This window comes from Nonomuraea sp. CA-141351 (genome assembly GCF_050944675.1).
In the GTDB taxonomy this organism is placed as follows: Bacteria; Actinomycetota; Actinomycetes; order Streptosporangiales; family Streptosporangiaceae; genus Nonomuraea.
The window spans coordinates 10,723,165-10,739,493 of the sequence record NZ_CP191982.1 but is presented as its reverse complement, the minus strand read 5'-3'; the positions used below and the strand labels follow the sequence as shown (position 1 = coordinate 10,739,493).

The following is a 16,329-nucleotide window of genomic DNA, read 5'->3' as shown; positions in this document are numbered from 1 at the left end:
CTTTCGAGCGCGTAAGGGGTTTCTACGTCGAACTCGTGAGCTGGAACCCCGAGCCGTAACTGGGGGAGCAGGACTTTCATGAACAAGCGAGAACTCGTCGAGGCCATCGCGGATCGGGTGGGCGACAGGAAGACGGCCACCGAGGCCGTAAACGCGGTCATCGACGCCATCCAGAAAGCCGTGGCCAGTGGCGACAAGGTCTCGATCACGGGCTTCGGCGCGTTCGAGATGGTGAACAAGCCCGCCCGCACGGCCAGGAACCCGTCGACCGGCGCGGAAATCAACGTTCCCGAGAGCTGGGGGCCGAAGTTCCGGCCGGGCTCCGACTTCAAGGAGCTGGTCAACCAGGGCGGCAAGAAAGCCGGAAAGAAGAAGTAATCCCAGCGAGCCAGCACGCCCGGGCCGTCGGCCCGGGCGTTCGCATTTGGCCACGCGATCCGCCGAGAACGCCGGCCCGCCGCTCGCGTGCGGGACCCGTTACTCCGCGTCGGCCGCCGGACCCGGCTCACCGAATGTGTCCGGGACCGGGAAAGTCGAGAGCGTGATGTAGGTGATCTCGCCGGCGGACATCGCGAGGTTGACCCGCTGGCCCGTGCGCAGCAGCCGAAGCGGCCCCGCGTCGAAGGCGGGCGTGCCGAACTCCAGCACGGTCCCGTCGTCCAGGAACACCGTGCCCGAGCGCGTGGCCTCGTCAAAGCTGCGTACCGTCCCCTGCACGCAGATCAGCGTAATTGGTTTGCCCCTCGCCCGGCGAGGCGACCAAAATCGAAAAGCATGGTGCGTGCGGGCGACTTCTGGCGATTCGTGTGGGCGAACGGTGTCACGCAAATGGGCACCCAGGTCACGGTCGTGGCCCTGCCGCTGGCGGCGCTCCTCACACTGGACGCCGGAGCGTTCCAGCTCGGCCTGCTGTCGGCGGCCCAGATGCTCGCCTTCCTGCTGATCGGCCTGCCCGCGGGCGTGTGGGTGGACCGGGCGCGGCGCCGCCCGATCCTCATCTGGTCCGACGTCGCGCGCGGCGTGGCGCTGCTGTCGATCCCGATGGCGGCCTGGCTCGACGTGCTGACTCTGCCGCACCTCTACGTCGTCGCGCTGGTGCTGGGAGTGGGCACGGTGTTCTTCGACGTCGCCCACATGAGCTTCCTGCCCGCCATCGTGCCCAAGGAGCGCCTCGAACGCGGCAACGGCCTCCTGGAGGTCACCAGGAACGTCTCGCTGCTCGCGGGTCCGGGCGTCGGAGGCTGGGCGGTGGCCGTGTTCACCGCGCCGATCGCGCTGCTCGCCGACGCCGTCAGCTACCTCGTCTCCGCGCTCCTGCTGTCGGGGGTGCGGGCTCAGGAGAGTCCGATGCGTGGCGAGCGGGGGTTACTGCGGCATGAGGTGGCGGAGGGCATCAAGTTCGTCGCGGGGGAGCCCGTGCTGCGCAGGATCGCGGCCGGCGGCGCGCTGGCCATGGCCGCCAACAGCATCTGCACGGTCGGACTGCCGCTCTACCTGATCAAGCAGCTCGGCGTCGGCTCGGCCCAGTACGGGCTGCTGCTGTCGGCCGCCGCCGTCGGCTCCCTCGTGGGCGCGGCGCTGGTGGCCCGCGTCACGGCCCGCTTCGGCACCGGCCGCACCCTGTACGGCTCCGCCGTCCTGGCGACCCTGCTCTACCTGCCCGCGCTGGCGACCGGCCCCGGCTGGCGGCTGCTGATCTTCCCGGTGGCCTCGTCGCTGTTCGGCGTGGCCAGCTCGATCTTCGGGATCGCCCAGCTCAGCTACCGCCAGCGCATCACCCCCGACCACCTGCTCGGCCGGGTCAACGCCAGCATGCGCTTTCTCATGTGGGGCGCCGTCCCCCTGGGTGGGCTGGCCGGCGGGGCGCTGGGGGAGTGGCTCGGCGGACACGCGGTCTTCGCCGCGGGCGTGGCCCTGCTGGGCCTGTCGCACCTGGCAATGGCGACCTCGCCCGCCATCATGAAGGCGCCCGCGACCCCCTCATGAGGCGGGCCACAGCTCGGCGACCACCGCGGCGGTGTGCGGGCCGAGGCCCAGCGCGATGGCCGCGCGCAGGTCGTCGGGCGTGTCCACGTCCCGCCGGACGGAGTCGATCCCCGGCAGGCACAGCTCCTTGGCCCCGACCGCCAGATGCTTGGCCCGCGACTCCCCGCCGAACCTCGGCGTGAACGCCATCCCGGGCCGTACCCCGTAGAAGGTCGTCCCGACGTCGAGCGCGTCCGGCACGAAGGCCTGGTCCAGCTCGGCCGCGGCCGACAGCGCCACCCCCAGCTCCGAAGAGCGCAGGGCGGGCAGGTCGGCCTGGAGCGCCCCCACAGCGTCGCCGGGCGCGACGCGTACGGCGTGGGCGGCCCCTGTCCGTAAGGCGGTGTTCAGTCCGCGGTCCGGATCGGCCACCACCTCGGCCCCCAGCGCGCCCAGCGGACCCGCGGCGGCGGGATCGGCCGTCACCACGATCACCCGGGCGACCTGCGCACATGAAAGCGCCGCCGCCACGGTGTCGCTGGCCACCGCCACCGCCAGCCGGGTGCGGTGTGGCCCCGTCGCCGCGGCCAGCCTCGTCTTCGCCGCGACCAGCGTCTTCACCGGGATGACCAGTGACCAGCGGATGCTCATAGTCTTAAGCATCCCGCCTCGACATCCCGCACGGCCACCCGGGAGACTTGGGGCGCATCCCGTACGTGTTGGAGGAGACCATGAGCCGCCCCACGAGACCATCGCGTTTCTGGGAAACCCTGGCAGTAGTTATCGTGAAACCGCTGTCCCGGCTCCTGGTCAAGAGGGACTGGCGCCGGGGAGAGCGCATCCCGCGCACCGGCGGCGTGATCATCGCGGCCAACCATCTCTCCTGGACCGATCCGGTCCTGCTGTCCCACTACCTCTACAACAACGGCCGCTGGCCGGTGATCCTGGCCAAGTCCGCGCTGTTCAAGGTGCCGTTCCTGGGCAAGGCCGTGGCGGAGCTGCTCGCGATCCCGGTCTACCGCGACAGCGCCGAGGCGGCCAAGTCGCTGCACATCTCCGCTCAGCGGCTCAAGGACGGCGGCGCGATCCTGTTCTACCCGGAGGGCACCTGCACTCGCGATCCCAACCTGTGGCCCATGGTGGGCAAGACGGGCGCGGCCCGGCTGGCGCTGGAGAGCGGCGCGCCGGTCATTCCGGTGGCACACTGGGGCGCGCATGAGCTCCTGCCATATGGGGAGAAGAAGCCCAGGCTGTTCCCGCGTAAGACGTTCCACGTGACGGTGGGGCCGCCGGTGGACCTGTCGAAGTACGAAGGCAAGCCGCCGCACGCGGACGTGCTGCGCGAGGCTACGGCCGACATCATGGCGGCGATCACCGAGCAGCTCGCCGAGTTGCGTGGCGAGCAGGCCCCCGAGACTCCCTACGATCCCGCCGGACGGTGATGGCATGACAAAGGTGGCCGTTTTCAGTACGGGTTCATGGGGCACCACGTTCGCGATGATTCTGGCGGAGGCCGGCAACGAGGTCACGCTGTGGGGGCGCAGGCGGGAGCTGGTCGAGGCGATCGACCGCGACCATGTCAATCCCGACTACCTGCCGGGCATCGCGCTCCCCGAAAACCTGCGCGCCACGACCGACCCGGCGCGCGCGCTCGACGGGGCCGAGTTCGTGGTGCTGGCCGTGCCGTCGCAGCAGCTGCGGCCCAACCTGGCCGCCTGGCGCGAGCACATCCCGCCGAACGCGGTCCTGGTGAGCCTGATGAAGGGCATCGAGCTGGGCACGACCAAGCGGATGAGCGAGGTGATCCGCGAGGTCGCCGAGGTGCCCGAGGAGCGGGTCGCGGTCATCTCGGGTCCCAACCTGGCCAGGGAGATCGCCGAGCGCCAGCCCGCCGCCACCGTCGTCGCGTGCACCGACGAGTCGGTCGCCGCCCGCTTCCAGGCGATCTGCCATCTGCCTCCGTGGTTCCGCCCGTACACCAACCACGACGTGGTCGGTGTCGAGCTCGGCGGCGCGGTGAAGAACGTGATCGCGCTGGCCGTGGGCGTCTCCGCCGGCATGGGCATGGGCGACAACGTCAGCGCCATGCTCATCACCAGGGGGCTGGCCGAGATCTCCCGCCTGGGCGCGGCGCTCGGGGCCGACCAGCACACGTTCGCGGGGCTCGCCGGGATGGGCGACCTCGTGGCGACCTGCACGTCGCCGCTGTCGCGCAACCGCACCTTCGGCGAGAACCTGGGCAGGGGCATGACCCTCGACGAGGTCGTGGCCGCCACCAAGCAGACCGCGGAGGGCGTGAAGTCCTGCGAGTCCGTGCTGGAGCTGGCCAGGAAGCACGACGTCGAGATGCCGATCACCGAGGTCGTCGTCGGGGTCGTGCACGACGGCATGTCTCCTGCCGAGGCGGGCATGCTGCTCATGTCCCGCTCACCCAAGCCAGAACGCTACGGCGTCTAGACACAGTGCGCCGCGTCGACGCGGCACACTGTAGGCGCAGACTCCGCTGCCTGCAGTGCACCGCTGAACGCGGCACACTGTAGGCGCAGACTCCGCTGCCTGCAGTGCACCGCTGAACGCGGCACACTGTAGGCGCAGACTCCGCTGCCTGCAGTGCACCGCTGAACGCGGCACACTGTGAGAAAGACCTGATTACGGCGTGCTTGGCTCGCTGTGACCAGAACACCCCGGTAGATTCGGACACCATGAGCAAGCCACGCGTCGCCGTCGTTTTCGGAGGCCGCAATTCCGAGCACGCCGTGTCCCTGATGGGCGCGGGCAGCGTTCTGGATGCGATCGACAGGAGCAAGTACGAGGTGATCCCCATCGGGATCGCCCAGGACGGCAGGTGGGTGCTGGCAGCTTCCGACCAGCGGTTCGCCATCGAGTCGGGCGAGCTGCCGGTCGTCGACACCTCGGGCGCGGCGCTGGCGCTGCCGTCCGGCGGGAGTTCGCTGGTGGCGTACGACTCCGGCAGCATCCCCGTGGAGCTCGGCAGCGTGGACGTGGTCTTCCCCGTGATGCACGGGCCATTCGCCGAGGACGGCACGATCCAGGGGCTGCTGGAGATGGCCGGGGTGCGCTATGTCGGCTCCGGCGTGCTGGCCAGCGCCGTGGGCATGGACAAGGCCCACATGAAGACCGTGATGGCCGCCGCGGGTCTGCCGACCGGCCGCTACGTCGTCGTACGTGACCGCGACTGGCGGCTCGACCGCGACCGCGTGCTCAAGGAGGCGGAGTCGCTCGGCTGGCCGGTGTTCGTCAAACCCGCAAGGGCGGGCTCGTCGCAGGGCATCTCCAAGGCCTCCGACCTGGCCGGGCTGGAGTCGGCCGTGGAGTTCGCCAGGCAGCACGACCCCAAGGTGCTCATCGAGGCCGCGATCGTGGGCCGCGAGATCGAGTGCGCGGTGCTGGAGTCGCTCGGCGACGAGCCCGCGGTGGCGTCGGTGCCAGGCGAGGTGAAGGTCGAGGGCGGCCAGGAGTTCTTCGACTTCGAGGCGAAGTACTACCCCGATCAGATGTCACTCACCGTGCCCGCCGACATCCCCGAGGAGACGGCCGAGCAGCTGCGGGCGATGGCCGTGCGCGCGTTCGAGGCGCTCGACTGCGAGGGGCTCGCGCGGGTCGACTTCTTCTACACGACCGACGGCGAGCTGGTCCTCAACGAGATCAACACCATGCCCGGTTTCACGGCGCTGTCGGTCGCGCCGCAGCTCTGGGCCGCCTCAGGGCTGGACTACCCGGCGCTGGTCGACCGGCTCATCCAGCTCGCGCTGTCGCGGCCGACGGGGCTGCGTTGACGTCTCAGCTGGACGGCGTCGAGACCTGGGCGATCGGCTTCGACAGGTCCGCGAGCACCTCGGCGGCCACGTGTTCGCCGCCGACCGTGACCTCCACATAGGCCGTGTCCGTCACCGCGGTGAACAGGGTGGGCCTGTCGGGATCGGGGAACCAGCCCACCCCCCCGATCTCCTGGAGCTGGTCGGTGGGCGCCATCTTGGCGGGCCGGGGCACGCCGCAGCGCAGCGCGATGGCGGCCTCGCCCCAGACGGCCACGTACGGCGACTCCGGCGTGGACGTGCCACGCCGGTCGCCGTCGAGCGTCTGGGGCAGCAGCGTCGCCAGCTTGTCGCAGGCCGCCACCGCCTCGCCCTGCGGCTTGGGTGGGTCGACCTGCACGGTGCCGCCGCAACCGGCGAGTGCTAGGAGAACGAGCAGGACGGCGGCGGCACGCATGCGACGACTACCTTCAAATGTGGACAATCGGACACGTAAGAGTACGCGTGATGCCCTCCACTGCCTGAATCTGCGCCACCACGAGCTTGCCCAGCTCGTCGACGTTGTTGGCCTCCGCGCGCACGATCACGTCGTAGGGGCCCGTCACGTCTTCAGCCTGGGTGACGCCGGGAATCCCGGATATCTCCTGAGCCACGGCAGCGGCCTTGCCGACTTCAGTCTGAATAAGGATGTAGGCCTGCACCATCACGTCCTCCCAGGCGATTGGATCACGCCGAAGGGCCACCGTACCCTGTGTGCGTCAGGAGGTGCGTCATCACAGTCGGAGATCTCGGCGAATTCGGAGTGATAAATCGTATTACCGGACGTCTGCCCCAGGGCGCGGCGGTAATGCTAGGCCCGGGTGACGACGCCGCCGTCATCGGCGCGTCCGACGGCCGTGTCGTGGTCTCAACGGATCTGCTGATCGAGGGTAGGCACTTTCGCCGCGATTGGTCCAGCGGCTATGACGTGGGCCGCAAGGCGGCAGCACAGAACCTTGCCGACGTCGCCGCCATGGGCGCCGAGCCGACGTCCATCGTGGTCGGGCTGGGCATGCCCGCCGACCTCCCCTTGAAGTGGCTGGACGACCTTACGGACGGGTTCCGCGACGAGTGCGCAGTGGTCGGGGCGAGCGTGGCCGGGGGTGACATCACGAAGTGCGACCTGGTGGTCATCGGGGTGACCGCGCTGGGCGACCTGGGCGGCCGGGCGCCCGTGACGCGTTCGGGGGCCAGGCCCGGGCAGGTGGTGGCGGTGACCGGCCGGCTGGGGTACGCCGCCGCCGGGTGGGCGCTGCTGGAGGCGGGTGTGCCTCTGACCCCCGTCCTCGAGGAGGCCGTGGTCGCGCATCGGCGGCCCTGCCCTCCGTACGCGATGGGGCCGCGGGCGGCCGAGCTGGGCGCGAGCGCGATGCTGGACGTCAGCGACGGGCTGCTGCAGGACCTTGGCCACGTCGCCGAGGCCAGCAGCGTGCGTATCGAGGTCGATCCACAGGCATTCCCGGTGGGGGAGCCAGTGGCCGTCGCGGCCAAAGAACTGGGGGCCGATCCGCTGGAGTGGGTGCTCACAGGCGGTGAGGACCACGCGCTCGCCGCGGTCTTCCCCGCAGAGGTACGGCTGCCGCCGTCATGGCAGGTCGTGGGCCGGGTGGTCGAGGGCGAGGGCGTTCTGGTGTATGGACGCGAGATCGGCCGGCGCGGCTGGGATCACTTTCGGTGACGACTTGTCCCGATTTACGTGAAATTTTCCTGATTTGGCGTGGGACTCAGGGGATTGCTGTGACAACGACGTAGCAAAGGTGTTATGAAGATTGGCGGCCACTGTAACCGCGAGAAAGGGCAGCCATGGGCCGCCACGGCACAGGTGGATCCGACGACGGGGACGAACGGGGGAACAACAGCGCATTCTGGGGTCCTGACGAGCAGGCCGAGCCGCCGGGCTGGCCCTCGTTGCCGGACGAACCCGAGGTGACGGGCCAGTGGGCTCCCATGCCGCGGCGCACGGACGGGCCGCCGTCGCGCGGGCCGCAGTCCGAGCCGTTCGAGACCACCGGGGCCTTCGCGCTGCCCAACGACCCCGCCGGCGGCTTCCCCCCGGCCAACGACCCTTCGCGTGCCTTCCCGCCGGCGAGACCAGGGGAGGAGGCCGGGCCGTTCGAGACGACGGGCGCCTTCACCCGTCCGTCGGAGTGGGGCCCGGTCGCCGACCGCTCCTTCGACGGTCCGGATCCCGCTGACCGTCCCTTCGCCGGCCCCGCCGACCAGACATCCGTCTTCGGCGGCCCCGACCGGATGCCCGGTCGCGGCGCGCCGGACCCCGGGCCCTCGGGCATCTTCGGCGGCGCGCCCAATGACCGGCCCGGGCCTTCCGCCGGGCGGGGCCCCTTCGACGTGCCGGGTCCCTTTGACGGGCCCATGGAGCGCACGGCCTTCTTCGACGGTCCGGACGCGCCGGGTCCTTCTGAGCGCACGGCCTTCTTCGACGGCCCCGATGCGCAGGGCCCGTCCGAGCGCACGGCCTTCTTTGACGGTCGGGACGCCCACGGCGCGTCCGAGCGCACGCCCTTCTTCGACGGTCCGGACGCACCCGGCCCCTCTGAGCGCACGGCCTTCTTCGACGGCCCCAACGCGCCAGGTGGTGCCTTCGGTGGGCCGCCCGGCGACCGTACCGGAGGGTTCGACGTACCCCTGTCGCCCGGCCCGCCCGAGCCGGGGGACGTCAAGGTGGCCGGGGAGCCGACGGCCGTGCAGGCTCCCGCCTGGGCGAACGCCGAGACCGGGTTCCTCGGCTCCGACTGGCCGTCCGACTCCGGCTACGACGAGCCGGAGGAGCCGAAGGGCCGCCGCGGGCGCCGTAAACCCGGACGCGGCGGCGACGACGTGCTCGCCGCGCCCCCCTCGGGCGGAGGCAAGGGCCGGGTCGCGCTGCTGTCTGTCGCCGCCGTGGCCGTCGTGCTGGGCGGCACCGTGGCGGGCGTCAAGTTCATGAGCTCGTCGAGCGGGACCGGCAAGTGCGCGGATACGACCTGCGCCGCCGTACAGGCGACGGGCAACCAGCCGGGCCCCGAGGTCTCCCAGCCGAGCGAGGAGCAGACCCAGCCCGAGGAGGAGCCGACGGAGGAACCGACCGAAAAGGACACGCCCTCCACGGCCCCCTCGCCGACGGCCTCCTACAGCGCCCGCACGCCGCGGCGCACCTCGTCCGCCACACCGACGCCCACCAAGACCAAGGTGAAGACGTCCTCGAAGCCGACGGAGGACCCGACGCCCCCCGTCGAGGAGAGCGTGTCCGAGTCCCCGGCCGAAGAGCCTTCGACGCTGGACGACTCCGACACCGGCGGCGCGCCCACCAGCGGCACCACGCCCGCCCCCACCGACACGGGCACCTTCGGGTCCGGCGCCGGCTCGATGAACCTCCGGCAGACGATCAAGCAGCAGCTGTTCACCTATCAGGCCGCCATGACGCTCTCGAACACGTCCAAGCAGACGCTCGAGAACCCCACCGTGTCCGTCCCGGTGGAGGGCAAGGTCATGAACGTGACCGGCGCCCAATGGACGCAGGACGGCGACCTGCTGATCCTGGACCTGTCGGCGTCGCTGGCGTCGGGTGACTCGGTCTCCGTCTCGTTCACCGCCACGGGCAAGGGCGAGAAGGCTGCGAACTGCGGGCTGGTCAGCGGGAAGTGTGCCGTCAGCTGAGTGGTTGGATGGGGGACATGACCCCTCCATGTGTGCTGACCGTCGCCGGCTCCGACTCAGGGGGCGGCGCGGGCATCCAGGCCGACCTGAAGACCATGATGGCCATGGGCGTCCACGGCATGAGCGTCATCGCCGCGGTGACGGCACAGAACTCGCTGGGCGTCCAGGGCTACTGGGAGCTGCCGCCCGAGGCCGTGCGGGCGCAGCTCGACTCGGTGCTCGGCGACATCGGCGCGCAGGCGGTGAAGACCGGCATGCTGGCCTCACCGGCCCTGGTCGAGACAGTGGCCGGCGTGCTCGGCTCGTACGCCGCCCCGGTGGTCGTGGATCCCGTCGGGGTGTCGAAGCACGGCGACCCGCTGCTCGCGCCCGAGGCCGTCGAGACGGTCCGGACGCGGCTGCTTCCGGTGGCCACCGTGGTGACGCCGAACCTGTGGGAGGTGGAGCAGCTCACGTCCGTCAAGGTAGAGGACGAGGACGGGCTGCGCCGGGCCGCGGACGCCGTACTGGAGCTGGGGCCCGCCTGGGCGCTGATCAAGGGCGGCCACCTGCCCGGGGCGCCGGTCGACCTGCTCACGGACGGCACGAACGAATACCGCTTCGCCGCCGAACGCCTCGACAACCGCCACACCCACGGCACGGGCTGCACGCTGGCCTCCGCCATCGCCTCCCGGCTCGCGCTGGGTGACGACGTGCCCGAGGCGGTGGGCAAGGCGAAGGAGTACGTGACGGGCGCGATCGCCCGCGGCTTCCCCCTGGGCAGCGGTATCGGCCCGGTGGACCATGCCTGGCGCTGGCGCTGAACCCAGACCCTGAGAGCCCTCCTCGGCCGCCGTTCCCTGCTTGCAGCCTTTTCAGGCGGAATGCCACGCTCTGGGGCGCGCTGACCCCTCTGGAGGCGCGCCGACCGCATTCCATCGGACAGCAGCTCGTTGTCCCGTTGGGCGGTCGGCCGTGGCCGCCGGGAACGAAAACACGCAAGCCCGCCGCTCCACAGAAGAGCGACGGGCTTGGGTGAGAAGTGTGGGACTAGCGGGTGACCTTGCCCGCCTTGATGCACGAGGTGCACACGTTCAGCTTCTTCGGCGTGCCGCCGACGACCGCGCGAACCGTCTGGATGTTGGGGTTCCAACGACGACGGGTGCGGCGGTGCGAGTGGGACACGTTGTTGCCGAAGGTCGGGCCCTTACGGCAGACATCGCAGACGGAAGCCACGGTTCGCTCCTTAAAACAGTCGATGTAGCCCTGTCCGCTGATGCTTTCCGGGCGGAGGGCATGCCGGGACAACCGGCCAGCCAGACGAGAATATCCGATCCACACCGATGGGCGCGAACTGGAACGCTGGACCGGGGGCCCAGCAGCGATATTCTCCATCGACAACCGTAGCGCATTCGGGCCAGGAGTTCGGCCGGGGGTCGGTTGGTTGGGGAAATACAGTCGGAGGGCGTAGATGAAGATCCTCGACCCGCCCGCGGTGCGCCGCTGGGCCCGCCTCGCCGCCGACGCGCTGGGCCAGGCCAGGGCCGAGATCGACGCGCTCAACGTGTTCCCGGTGGCCGACGGCGACACCGGCACCAACCTGCACCTGACCATGCTGTCCGCGGCCGAGGCCGTCGAGTCGCTGCCCGATGACGTGGACGCGGCCGTGGTGTGGCAGACGCTCTCTTACGGCGCCCTGGTCGGGGCCCGCGGCAACTCCGGGGTGATCGTCAGCCAGGCGTTACGCGGCCTCGCCGAGGTCCTGAAGGACGGCACCGATCTGCGGGCCGGGCTGCTCAGGGCCGCCGTGCTGGCCAGGGAGGCGGTGGCCAGGCCGGTGGAGGGCACGGTGCTGAGCGTGCTGGAGTCCGCCGCGCGAGCCGTACAGGACGTGGACGGGGACGATCTGACGGAGGTGGCGCGGCAGGCGGCGGGCGAGGCCCGCGCTGCGCTGCGCCGCACGCCCGGCCAGTTGGAGGTGCTGGCCCGCAGCGGTGTGGTGGACGCGGGTGGCGCGGGGGCGGCGATCGTGCTGGAGACGCTGGCCGCCGTGATCACCGACTCCTACGTCGACCACTACGACGTGCCGGCGCCGACCGCCCGGGTCTCGCCGATGGCCGAGGTGGGCGCGGGGTACGAGGTGATGTACCTGCTGGAGGCCGACGACGCCGCGGTGGCCGCGCTGCGCGGGGAGCTCGACGCCATGGGCGACTCGCTGGTCGTGGTCGGAGGCGGGGGCCTGTGGAACGTGCACGTCCACGTGGCCGAGGCCGGTCCCGCCGTCGAGGCCGGTGTGCGGGCGGGCCGGCCGCACCGGATCAGGATCACGTACCTGGCCGAGCGCACCCACCGTGGCGGCGCGGGCAGGGGCGTGGTGGCGGTGGCCGCGGGGGACGGGATCGCGGCGCTCTTCGAGGAGTGCGGCGCTGTCGTGGTACGGCGCGCGCCCGGCACACGGCCCGCGCTTCCCGCGATGCTGGCCGCGATCAGGCAGGCCGGCAGCGAGGTCGCGGTCCTGCCGAACGACGAGGGCGTCAGGTCGATCGCCGTCGCGGCCGCGGAGATCGCCCGCGAGGACGGGGTCACGGTCAGCGTGCTGCCCACGGAGGCGACCGTGCAGGGGCTGGCGGCCCTGGCCGTACACGATCCGCTGCGCCGCTTCGACGACGACGTGGTGGCGATGACCGACGCCGCGGGGCACACGCGGTACGGGCACGTGACGGTGGCGGACCGGGAAGCGGTCACGAGCGCGGGGGTCTGCTGCCCCGGGGACGTGCTCGGCATGATCGACGGGGATGTGGCGGTGATCGGCGGCTCGCTCGACCACGTGGCGACCATGGTCGTGGACCGGATGGTGGCGGGTGGCGGCGAGCTGGTGACCCTGGTCACGGGCCTGGAAGCGCCGCCGGGGCTGGCGGGGCACCTGGAGGAGCATCTGGGACGTGTACGGCCGGACGTGGACCTGGTCGTGTACGACGGCGAGCAGGGCGGCTACCCGCTCCTGATCGGCGTGGAGTGATCTGACGAAAGAGGACCGTCGGGCGGGATTCCTGTCGGGCGTAGGCGGTAGAACTTAATGCCGTGAGCCGTTTCGACGAGCCTCTGACGAAGGCGCTCGACCCGAAGACCGCCAAGCTCCTGCACAGCGTGCTCGACCTGGAGACGGTCGGCGACCTGCTGCGCCACTATCCGCGGCGTTACGCCGAGCGCGGCGAGCTGACCTCGCTCGACGCGCTGGAGGTCGACGAGCACGTCACCGTGGTCGGCGAGGTGACCAGGCTCATGCGCAAGCCCATGCGCAACCGCGGCGGCACCTGGCTGGAGGTCGAGGTCGTCGACGGAAACCGCAACAAGATCTACCTGTCGTTCTTCGGCAAGGGTTCCCATGTGGCGGAGTCGCGGCTCAAGCCCGGGCGGCGCGGCATGTTCGCGGGCAAGGTGGGGCTGTTCGGGTCGCGTACGAGCCCGCGCTGGCAGCTCTCGCACCCGGAGTTCGAGCTGTTCGAGGAGAACGAGGCGAGCGCGGAGGAGTTCGCGGCGGCGCCGGTGCCGATCTATCCGGCGGGCAAGGACCTCACGCCGTGGGCGATCAGGCGCGCGGTCGGCATCGTGCTCGACACGCTCGGCCCGCTCGAGGACCCGCTGCCCGCCGCGCTGCGGGCCCGCCACGGGCTGCAGGACCTGGGTGAGGCGCTGGTGGCCATCCACCGGCCGAAGGACTTCGCCGAGGTGGGGCGGGCGCGTCAGCGGCTGAAGTTCGATGAGGCGTTCGTGCTGCAGGCCGTGCTGCTGCAGCGGCGCCAGGCCGCCACCTCGCTGCCCGCCAAGGCCAGGCCCAGGCGTTCGGACGGCATGCTGGCCGATTTCGACGCGCGGCTGCCGTTCTCGCTGACGGAGGGGCAGGCGCAGGTCGGTGAGGAGATCGCCGCCGACCTCGCGCTCGAGCACCCGATGCACCGGCTGCTGCAGGGCGAGGTCGGCGCGGGCAAGACGGTGGTGGCGCTGCGCGCGATGCTCCAGGTGGTCGACGCGGGCGGCCAGGCGGCGCTGCTGGCGCCCACGGAGGTGCTGGCCCAGCAGCACCACCGCTCGATCACGAGCATGTTGGGGGATCTGGCGCAGGGGGGCATGTTCGGAGGCACGGCGGTCACGCTGCTGACCGGCTCGATGGGCGCCGCCGCCCGTCGCGCGGCCCTGCTCGACGCCGCCTCGGGCACGGCGGGGATCGTCGTGGGCACGCACGCGCTGCTGCAGGAGCACGTGCAGTTCGCCGACCTGGGGCTGGTCGTGGTGGACGAGCAGCACCGGTTCGGGGTCGAGCAACGTGACGCGCTGCGCGAGAAGGCGGGAGGCGGGCGGCCGCACGTCCTGGTCATGACGGCCACCCCGATTCCGCGCACGGTCGCCATGACGGTCTTCGGCGACCTGGAGGTCTCGACGCTGTCCCAGCTCCCGGCCGGGCGTGCGCCCATCTCCAGTCACGTCGTCCCGGCCGCCGAGAAGCCTCACTATCTCGAACGCACGTGGGAGCGGGTGCGGGAGGAGGTGGCCCTGGGGCGCCAGGCGTACATCGTGTGCCCGCGCATCGGCGACCTGGAGGGCGACGAGGGCGACCTGGCGGCGGCCAACGACGAGGAGCGCCGCCCGCCGCTCGCGGTCCTCGACGTGGCCGAGCTCCTGAAGAGCGGCCCCTTCCACGACCTGCGCGTCGGCACCCTCCACGGCAAGCTCCCGCCGGAGGAGAAGGACGCGATCATGCGTTCCTTCACGCGGGGTGAGCTGGACGTCCTGGTGGCCACCACGGTCATCGAGGTGGGTGTCGACGTCCCCAACTCCTCCGTCATGATCATCATGGACGCCGACCGCTTCGGCGTCTCCCAGCTCCACCAGCTCCGCGGCCGCGTCGGCCGCGGCGGCCTCCCGGGCCTGTGCCTGCTGGTCTCGGACTTCCCCGAAGGCACCCCGGCCCGCGCCCGCCTGGACGCGGTGGCCGCCACCTTGGACGGCTTCGAGCTGTCGCGCGTGGACCTGGAGCAGCGGCGGGAGGGCGACGTACTGGGGGCGGCGCAGTCCGGCAAGCGGTCGTCGCTGAAGCTGCTGCAGCTGCTGCGGGACGAGGACGTGATCGCCACCGCCCGCGACGAGGCGTCCGCCCTGCTCGCCGAGGACCCGGACCTGACCTCCCACGAGGGCCTGAGAGCCGAGATCACCCGCCTCTTGGCAGACGAACGCGCCGAGTATCTGGAGAAGACCTGACACGGGGCGCTCCTCAGCCGCACGGCGGGAGCCGGTAGGGGTGCAGGGGACGTCTGAAGCGGCGCTGGTGCGGCGGGACGGCGTGGGGTCCGCCACGAGGCGGGAAGGGCCGTCTTCCGGCATGGGCGGGGTCCGCTATGAGGCGGAAAGGGCCGTGCGGGGTCGCGGGTGGGAGCCACGGAATCGGCCAAGGAATCGCCGTAACGGTGGCCGGCCATGTGCGGGTCAGCGAGCGTCTTCCTGGAGGCCCTCGGCCACGTACGGCGGTAAGTGCCAAGCCGGCCCCGCCGTAACAAATGAAAAAACCCACGACAAAGAAGAAAAAGGCCCAGCCGCGGGGACGGCCTCCCCCCGAATGCCGTCCCCGGCTGGGCCCACCCTCGGGTCAGGTGCCGAGGGAACCGGCGTGCGGAAGGGCTCACGATCACGCCGGTCGGCCTTCATGTGGGTCACCTTGAAGGCCGCAGAACTCATCATGCGGGCCGACCGGCCCGATGTGAATCACCCTTGCGTACTCGAGGCAGACACTTGTCCACTCTTGACCTGCAAGAATATGCGGAACAATAGGTCACATGACGCGGATCATCGCAGGCACGGCGGGTGGCAGGCGGCTCGCGGTGCCGCCGGGGCGCGGGACGAGGCCGACCAGTGACAGGGCGAGAGAAGGGATCTTCTTGACGCTCGACTCGCTGTACGGACTCGACGGCGCCCGCGTGCTCGACCTGTACGCCGGATCAGGGGCGATCGGCCTGGAGGCCCTGTCCAGGGGAGCGAAGGAGGCCGTGCTGGTCGAGTCCGACCCCAAGGCCGTACGGACGATCAAGGCGAACGTCCAGACGCTCGGCCTCGAAGGCGCCAGGGTGATCGCGGACAAGGTGGTGCGGGTGCTCGGGAAGACACCTGACGATCTTGGAAAGGAGTCGCCCTACGACATCGTGTTCGCGGATCCGCCGTATGCCACGTCCGATGCCGAGGTCCAGCAGGTCCTGGATCTGCTGCGGGACAACGGCTGGCTGGCGGATGAGGCGTTGGTGGCGTTCGAGAGGGAAAGCAGGGGAAAGGCCCTGATGTGGCCGGAAGGCTACGTTGAGGAGAGGGTCCGTCGTTATGGCGAAGCGTCCGTTTGGTACGGTCGCGCCGCCGGGAACCCGTAGACCTGGGAGGCGTCTTGCGCCGCGTAGTCTGCCCGGGGTCGTTCGACCCCATCACCAATGGCCACCTCGACATCATCGGCCGCTCCGCGCGCCTGTATGACGAAGTGACCGTGGCAGTCCTCATCAACGTCGAGAAAAGCAGTCTGTTCACGGTGGACGAGCGAATCGACATCCTGCAGACCGTGACCAAGGACTTTCCGAACGTCAAGGTGCGGAAATTCCACGGACTGCTGGTCGATTTCTGCAGGCAGAACGACATCCCTGCCATTGTCAAGGGCATCAGGGTGGTCAGCGACTTCGACTACGAGCTGCAGATGGCACAGCTCAACTATCGGTTGTCAGGGGTGGAGACGCTTTTCATGCCCACGAATCCCGAATACTCGTTCCTGTCCTCCAGCAGGGTGAAGGAGATCGCCAGATATGGTGGGGACGTATCGGGCCTCGTACCCGATCTTGTGCACAAGCTGCTCATCGAGCGGCTCAGGGGCTGAGTGCGACCTGCT

17 protein-coding genes are annotated in these 16,329 nt (G+C 70.5%); 12 read left to right on the top strand and 5 right to left on the bottom strand.

The genetic code is table 11. The annotated features are described in order from the left end of the window. Positions 1 to 78: 78 nt before the first annotated feature. Positions 79 to 378 (top strand): HU family DNA-binding protein, encoded by a 300-nt coding sequence (locus ACQPWU_RS50410; RefSeq protein WP_360690884.1) that lies wholly within the window; start codon positions 79 to 81, stop codon positions 376 to 378. A 99-nt stretch (positions 379 to 477) separates the two neighbouring features. On the opposite strand, the gene ACQPWU_RS50405 is transcribed toward ACQPWU_RS50410, so the two are convergent. Beyond that, positions 478 to 717: a hypothetical protein gene (locus ACQPWU_RS50405; RefSeq protein WP_433433633.1), complete on the bottom strand. Its 240-nt coding sequence runs from the start codon at positions 715 to 717 to the stop codon at positions 478 to 480. 57 nt (positions 718 to 774) lie between these two features. Between ACQPWU_RS50405 and ACQPWU_RS50400 the strand changes: the two genes are divergently transcribed. Next, a complete protein-coding gene (locus ACQPWU_RS50400; protein WP_433433631.1) occupies positions 775 to 1,986 on the top strand; it encodes an MFS transporter in 1,212 nt (403 codons plus the stop codon). Here the strand turns inward: ACQPWU_RS50400 and cofC are convergent. Continuing rightward, complete coding sequence (gene cofC / locus ACQPWU_RS50395; protein ID WP_433433629.1) at positions 1,981 to 2,616, bottom strand: 2-phospho-L-lactate guanylyltransferase; 636 nt, start codon at positions 2,614 to 2,616, stop codon at positions 1,981 to 1,983. The genes ACQPWU_RS50400 and cofC overlap by 6 nt on opposite strands. Before the next feature lie 134 nt (positions 2,617 to 2,750). On the opposite strand from cofC, the gene ACQPWU_RS50390 reads away from it, so the two are divergent. The 3 genes from ACQPWU_RS50390 to ACQPWU_RS50380 all read left to right on the top strand — a co-directional run bounded on the left by ACQPWU_RS50390 (position 2,751) and on the right by ACQPWU_RS50380 (position 5,762). Next, a complete protein-coding gene (locus ACQPWU_RS50390) occupies positions 2,751 to 3,407 on the top strand; it encodes a lysophospholipid acyltransferase family protein (protein ID WP_433433627.1) in 657 nt (218 codons plus the stop codon). A gap of 4 nt (positions 3,408 to 3,411) precedes the next feature. Next, positions 3,412 to 4,422 (top strand): NAD(P)H-dependent glycerol-3-phosphate dehydrogenase, encoded by a 1,011-nt coding sequence (locus ACQPWU_RS50385; RefSeq protein ID WP_433433625.1) that lies wholly within the window; start codon positions 3,412 to 3,414, stop codon positions 4,420 to 4,422. 245 nt (positions 4,423 to 4,667) lie between these two features. Then, positions 4,668 to 5,762 carry a D-alanine--D-alanine ligase family protein gene (locus ACQPWU_RS50380; protein ID WP_433433623.1) on the top strand — a complete coding sequence of 365 codons (1,095 nt, stop codon included), beginning with the start codon at positions 4,668 to 4,670 and terminating at the stop codon, positions 5,760 to 5,762. Positions 5,763 to 5,766: 4 nt separating this feature from the next. On the opposite strand, the gene ACQPWU_RS50375 is transcribed toward ACQPWU_RS50380, so the two are convergent. Both ACQPWU_RS50375 and ACQPWU_RS50370 read right to left on the bottom strand, forming a co-directional pair. Beyond that, positions 5,767 to 6,198 (bottom strand): DUF3515 domain-containing protein, encoded by a 432-nt coding sequence (locus ACQPWU_RS50375; protein WP_433433622.1) that lies wholly within the window; start codon positions 6,196 to 6,198, stop codon positions 5,767 to 5,769. Between the two features lie 13 nt (positions 6,199 to 6,211). After that, positions 6,212 to 6,445 (bottom strand): Lrp/AsnC family transcriptional regulator, encoded by a 234-nt coding sequence (locus ACQPWU_RS50370; protein ID WP_344991475.1) that lies wholly within the window; start codon positions 6,443 to 6,445, stop codon positions 6,212 to 6,214. Positions 6,446 to 6,492: 47 nt separating this feature from the next. On the opposite strand from ACQPWU_RS50370, the gene ACQPWU_RS50365 reads away from it, so the two are divergent. The 3 genes from ACQPWU_RS50365 to thiD all read left to right on the top strand — a co-directional run bounded on the left by ACQPWU_RS50365 (position 6,493) and on the right by thiD (position 10,240). Continuing rightward, positions 6,493 to 7,458 carry a thiamine-phosphate kinase gene (locus ACQPWU_RS50365; protein ID WP_433433619.1) on the top strand — a complete coding sequence of 322 codons (966 nt, stop codon included), beginning with the start codon at positions 6,493 to 6,495 and terminating at the stop codon, positions 7,456 to 7,458. 125 nt (positions 7,459 to 7,583) lie between these two features. After that, the gene (locus tag ACQPWU_RS50360; protein WP_433433617.1) at positions 7,584 to 9,437 is read left to right on the top strand and encodes a hypothetical protein; all 1,854 of its coding nucleotides are present in this window, start codon (positions 7,584 to 7,586) and stop codon (positions 9,435 to 9,437) included. A gap of 17 nt (positions 9,438 to 9,454) precedes the next feature. Beyond that, a complete protein-coding gene (gene thiD, locus ACQPWU_RS50355) occupies positions 9,455 to 10,240 on the top strand; it encodes a bifunctional hydroxymethylpyrimidine kinase/phosphomethylpyrimidine kinase (RefSeq protein ID WP_433433615.1) in 786 nt (261 codons plus the stop codon). Between the two features lie 226 nt (positions 10,241 to 10,466). Here the strand turns inward: thiD and rpmB are convergent, their stop codons facing one another. Beyond that, positions 10,467 to 10,652, bottom strand: coding sequence for a 50S ribosomal protein L28 (rpmB, locus tag ACQPWU_RS50350; protein WP_043618345.1), 186 nt, complete (start codon positions 10,650 to 10,652; stop codon positions 10,467 to 10,469). Positions 10,653 to 10,887: 235 nt separating this feature from the next. Between rpmB and ACQPWU_RS50345 the strand changes: the two genes are divergently transcribed. The 4 genes from ACQPWU_RS50345 to coaD all read left to right on the top strand — a co-directional run bounded on the left by ACQPWU_RS50345 (position 10,888) and on the right by coaD (position 16,317). Then, on the top strand, positions 10,888 to 12,435 hold the full coding sequence (locus tag ACQPWU_RS50345; RefSeq protein WP_433433613.1) for a DAK2 domain-containing protein: 1,548 nt from the start codon (positions 10,888 to 10,890) through the stop codon (positions 12,433 to 12,435). 62 nt (positions 12,436 to 12,497) lie between these two features. Next, positions 12,498 to 14,672: an ATP-dependent DNA helicase RecG gene (gene recG, locus ACQPWU_RS50340; protein WP_433433612.1), complete on the top strand. Its 2,175-nt coding sequence runs from the start codon at positions 12,498 to 12,500 to the stop codon at positions 14,670 to 14,672. 572 nt (positions 14,673 to 15,244) lie between these two features. Continuing rightward, complete coding sequence (gene rsmD / locus ACQPWU_RS50335; RefSeq protein ID WP_433433610.1) at positions 15,245 to 15,826, top strand: 16S rRNA (guanine(966)-N(2))-methyltransferase RsmD; 582 nt, start codon at positions 15,245 to 15,247, stop codon at positions 15,824 to 15,826. A 14-nt stretch (positions 15,827 to 15,840) separates the two neighbouring features. Next, positions 15,841 to 16,317, top strand: coding sequence for a pantetheine-phosphate adenylyltransferase (coaD, locus tag ACQPWU_RS50330; RefSeq protein ID WP_139632167.1), 477 nt, complete (start codon positions 15,841 to 15,843; stop codon positions 16,315 to 16,317). Positions 16,318 to 16,329 lie beyond the last annotated feature (12 nt).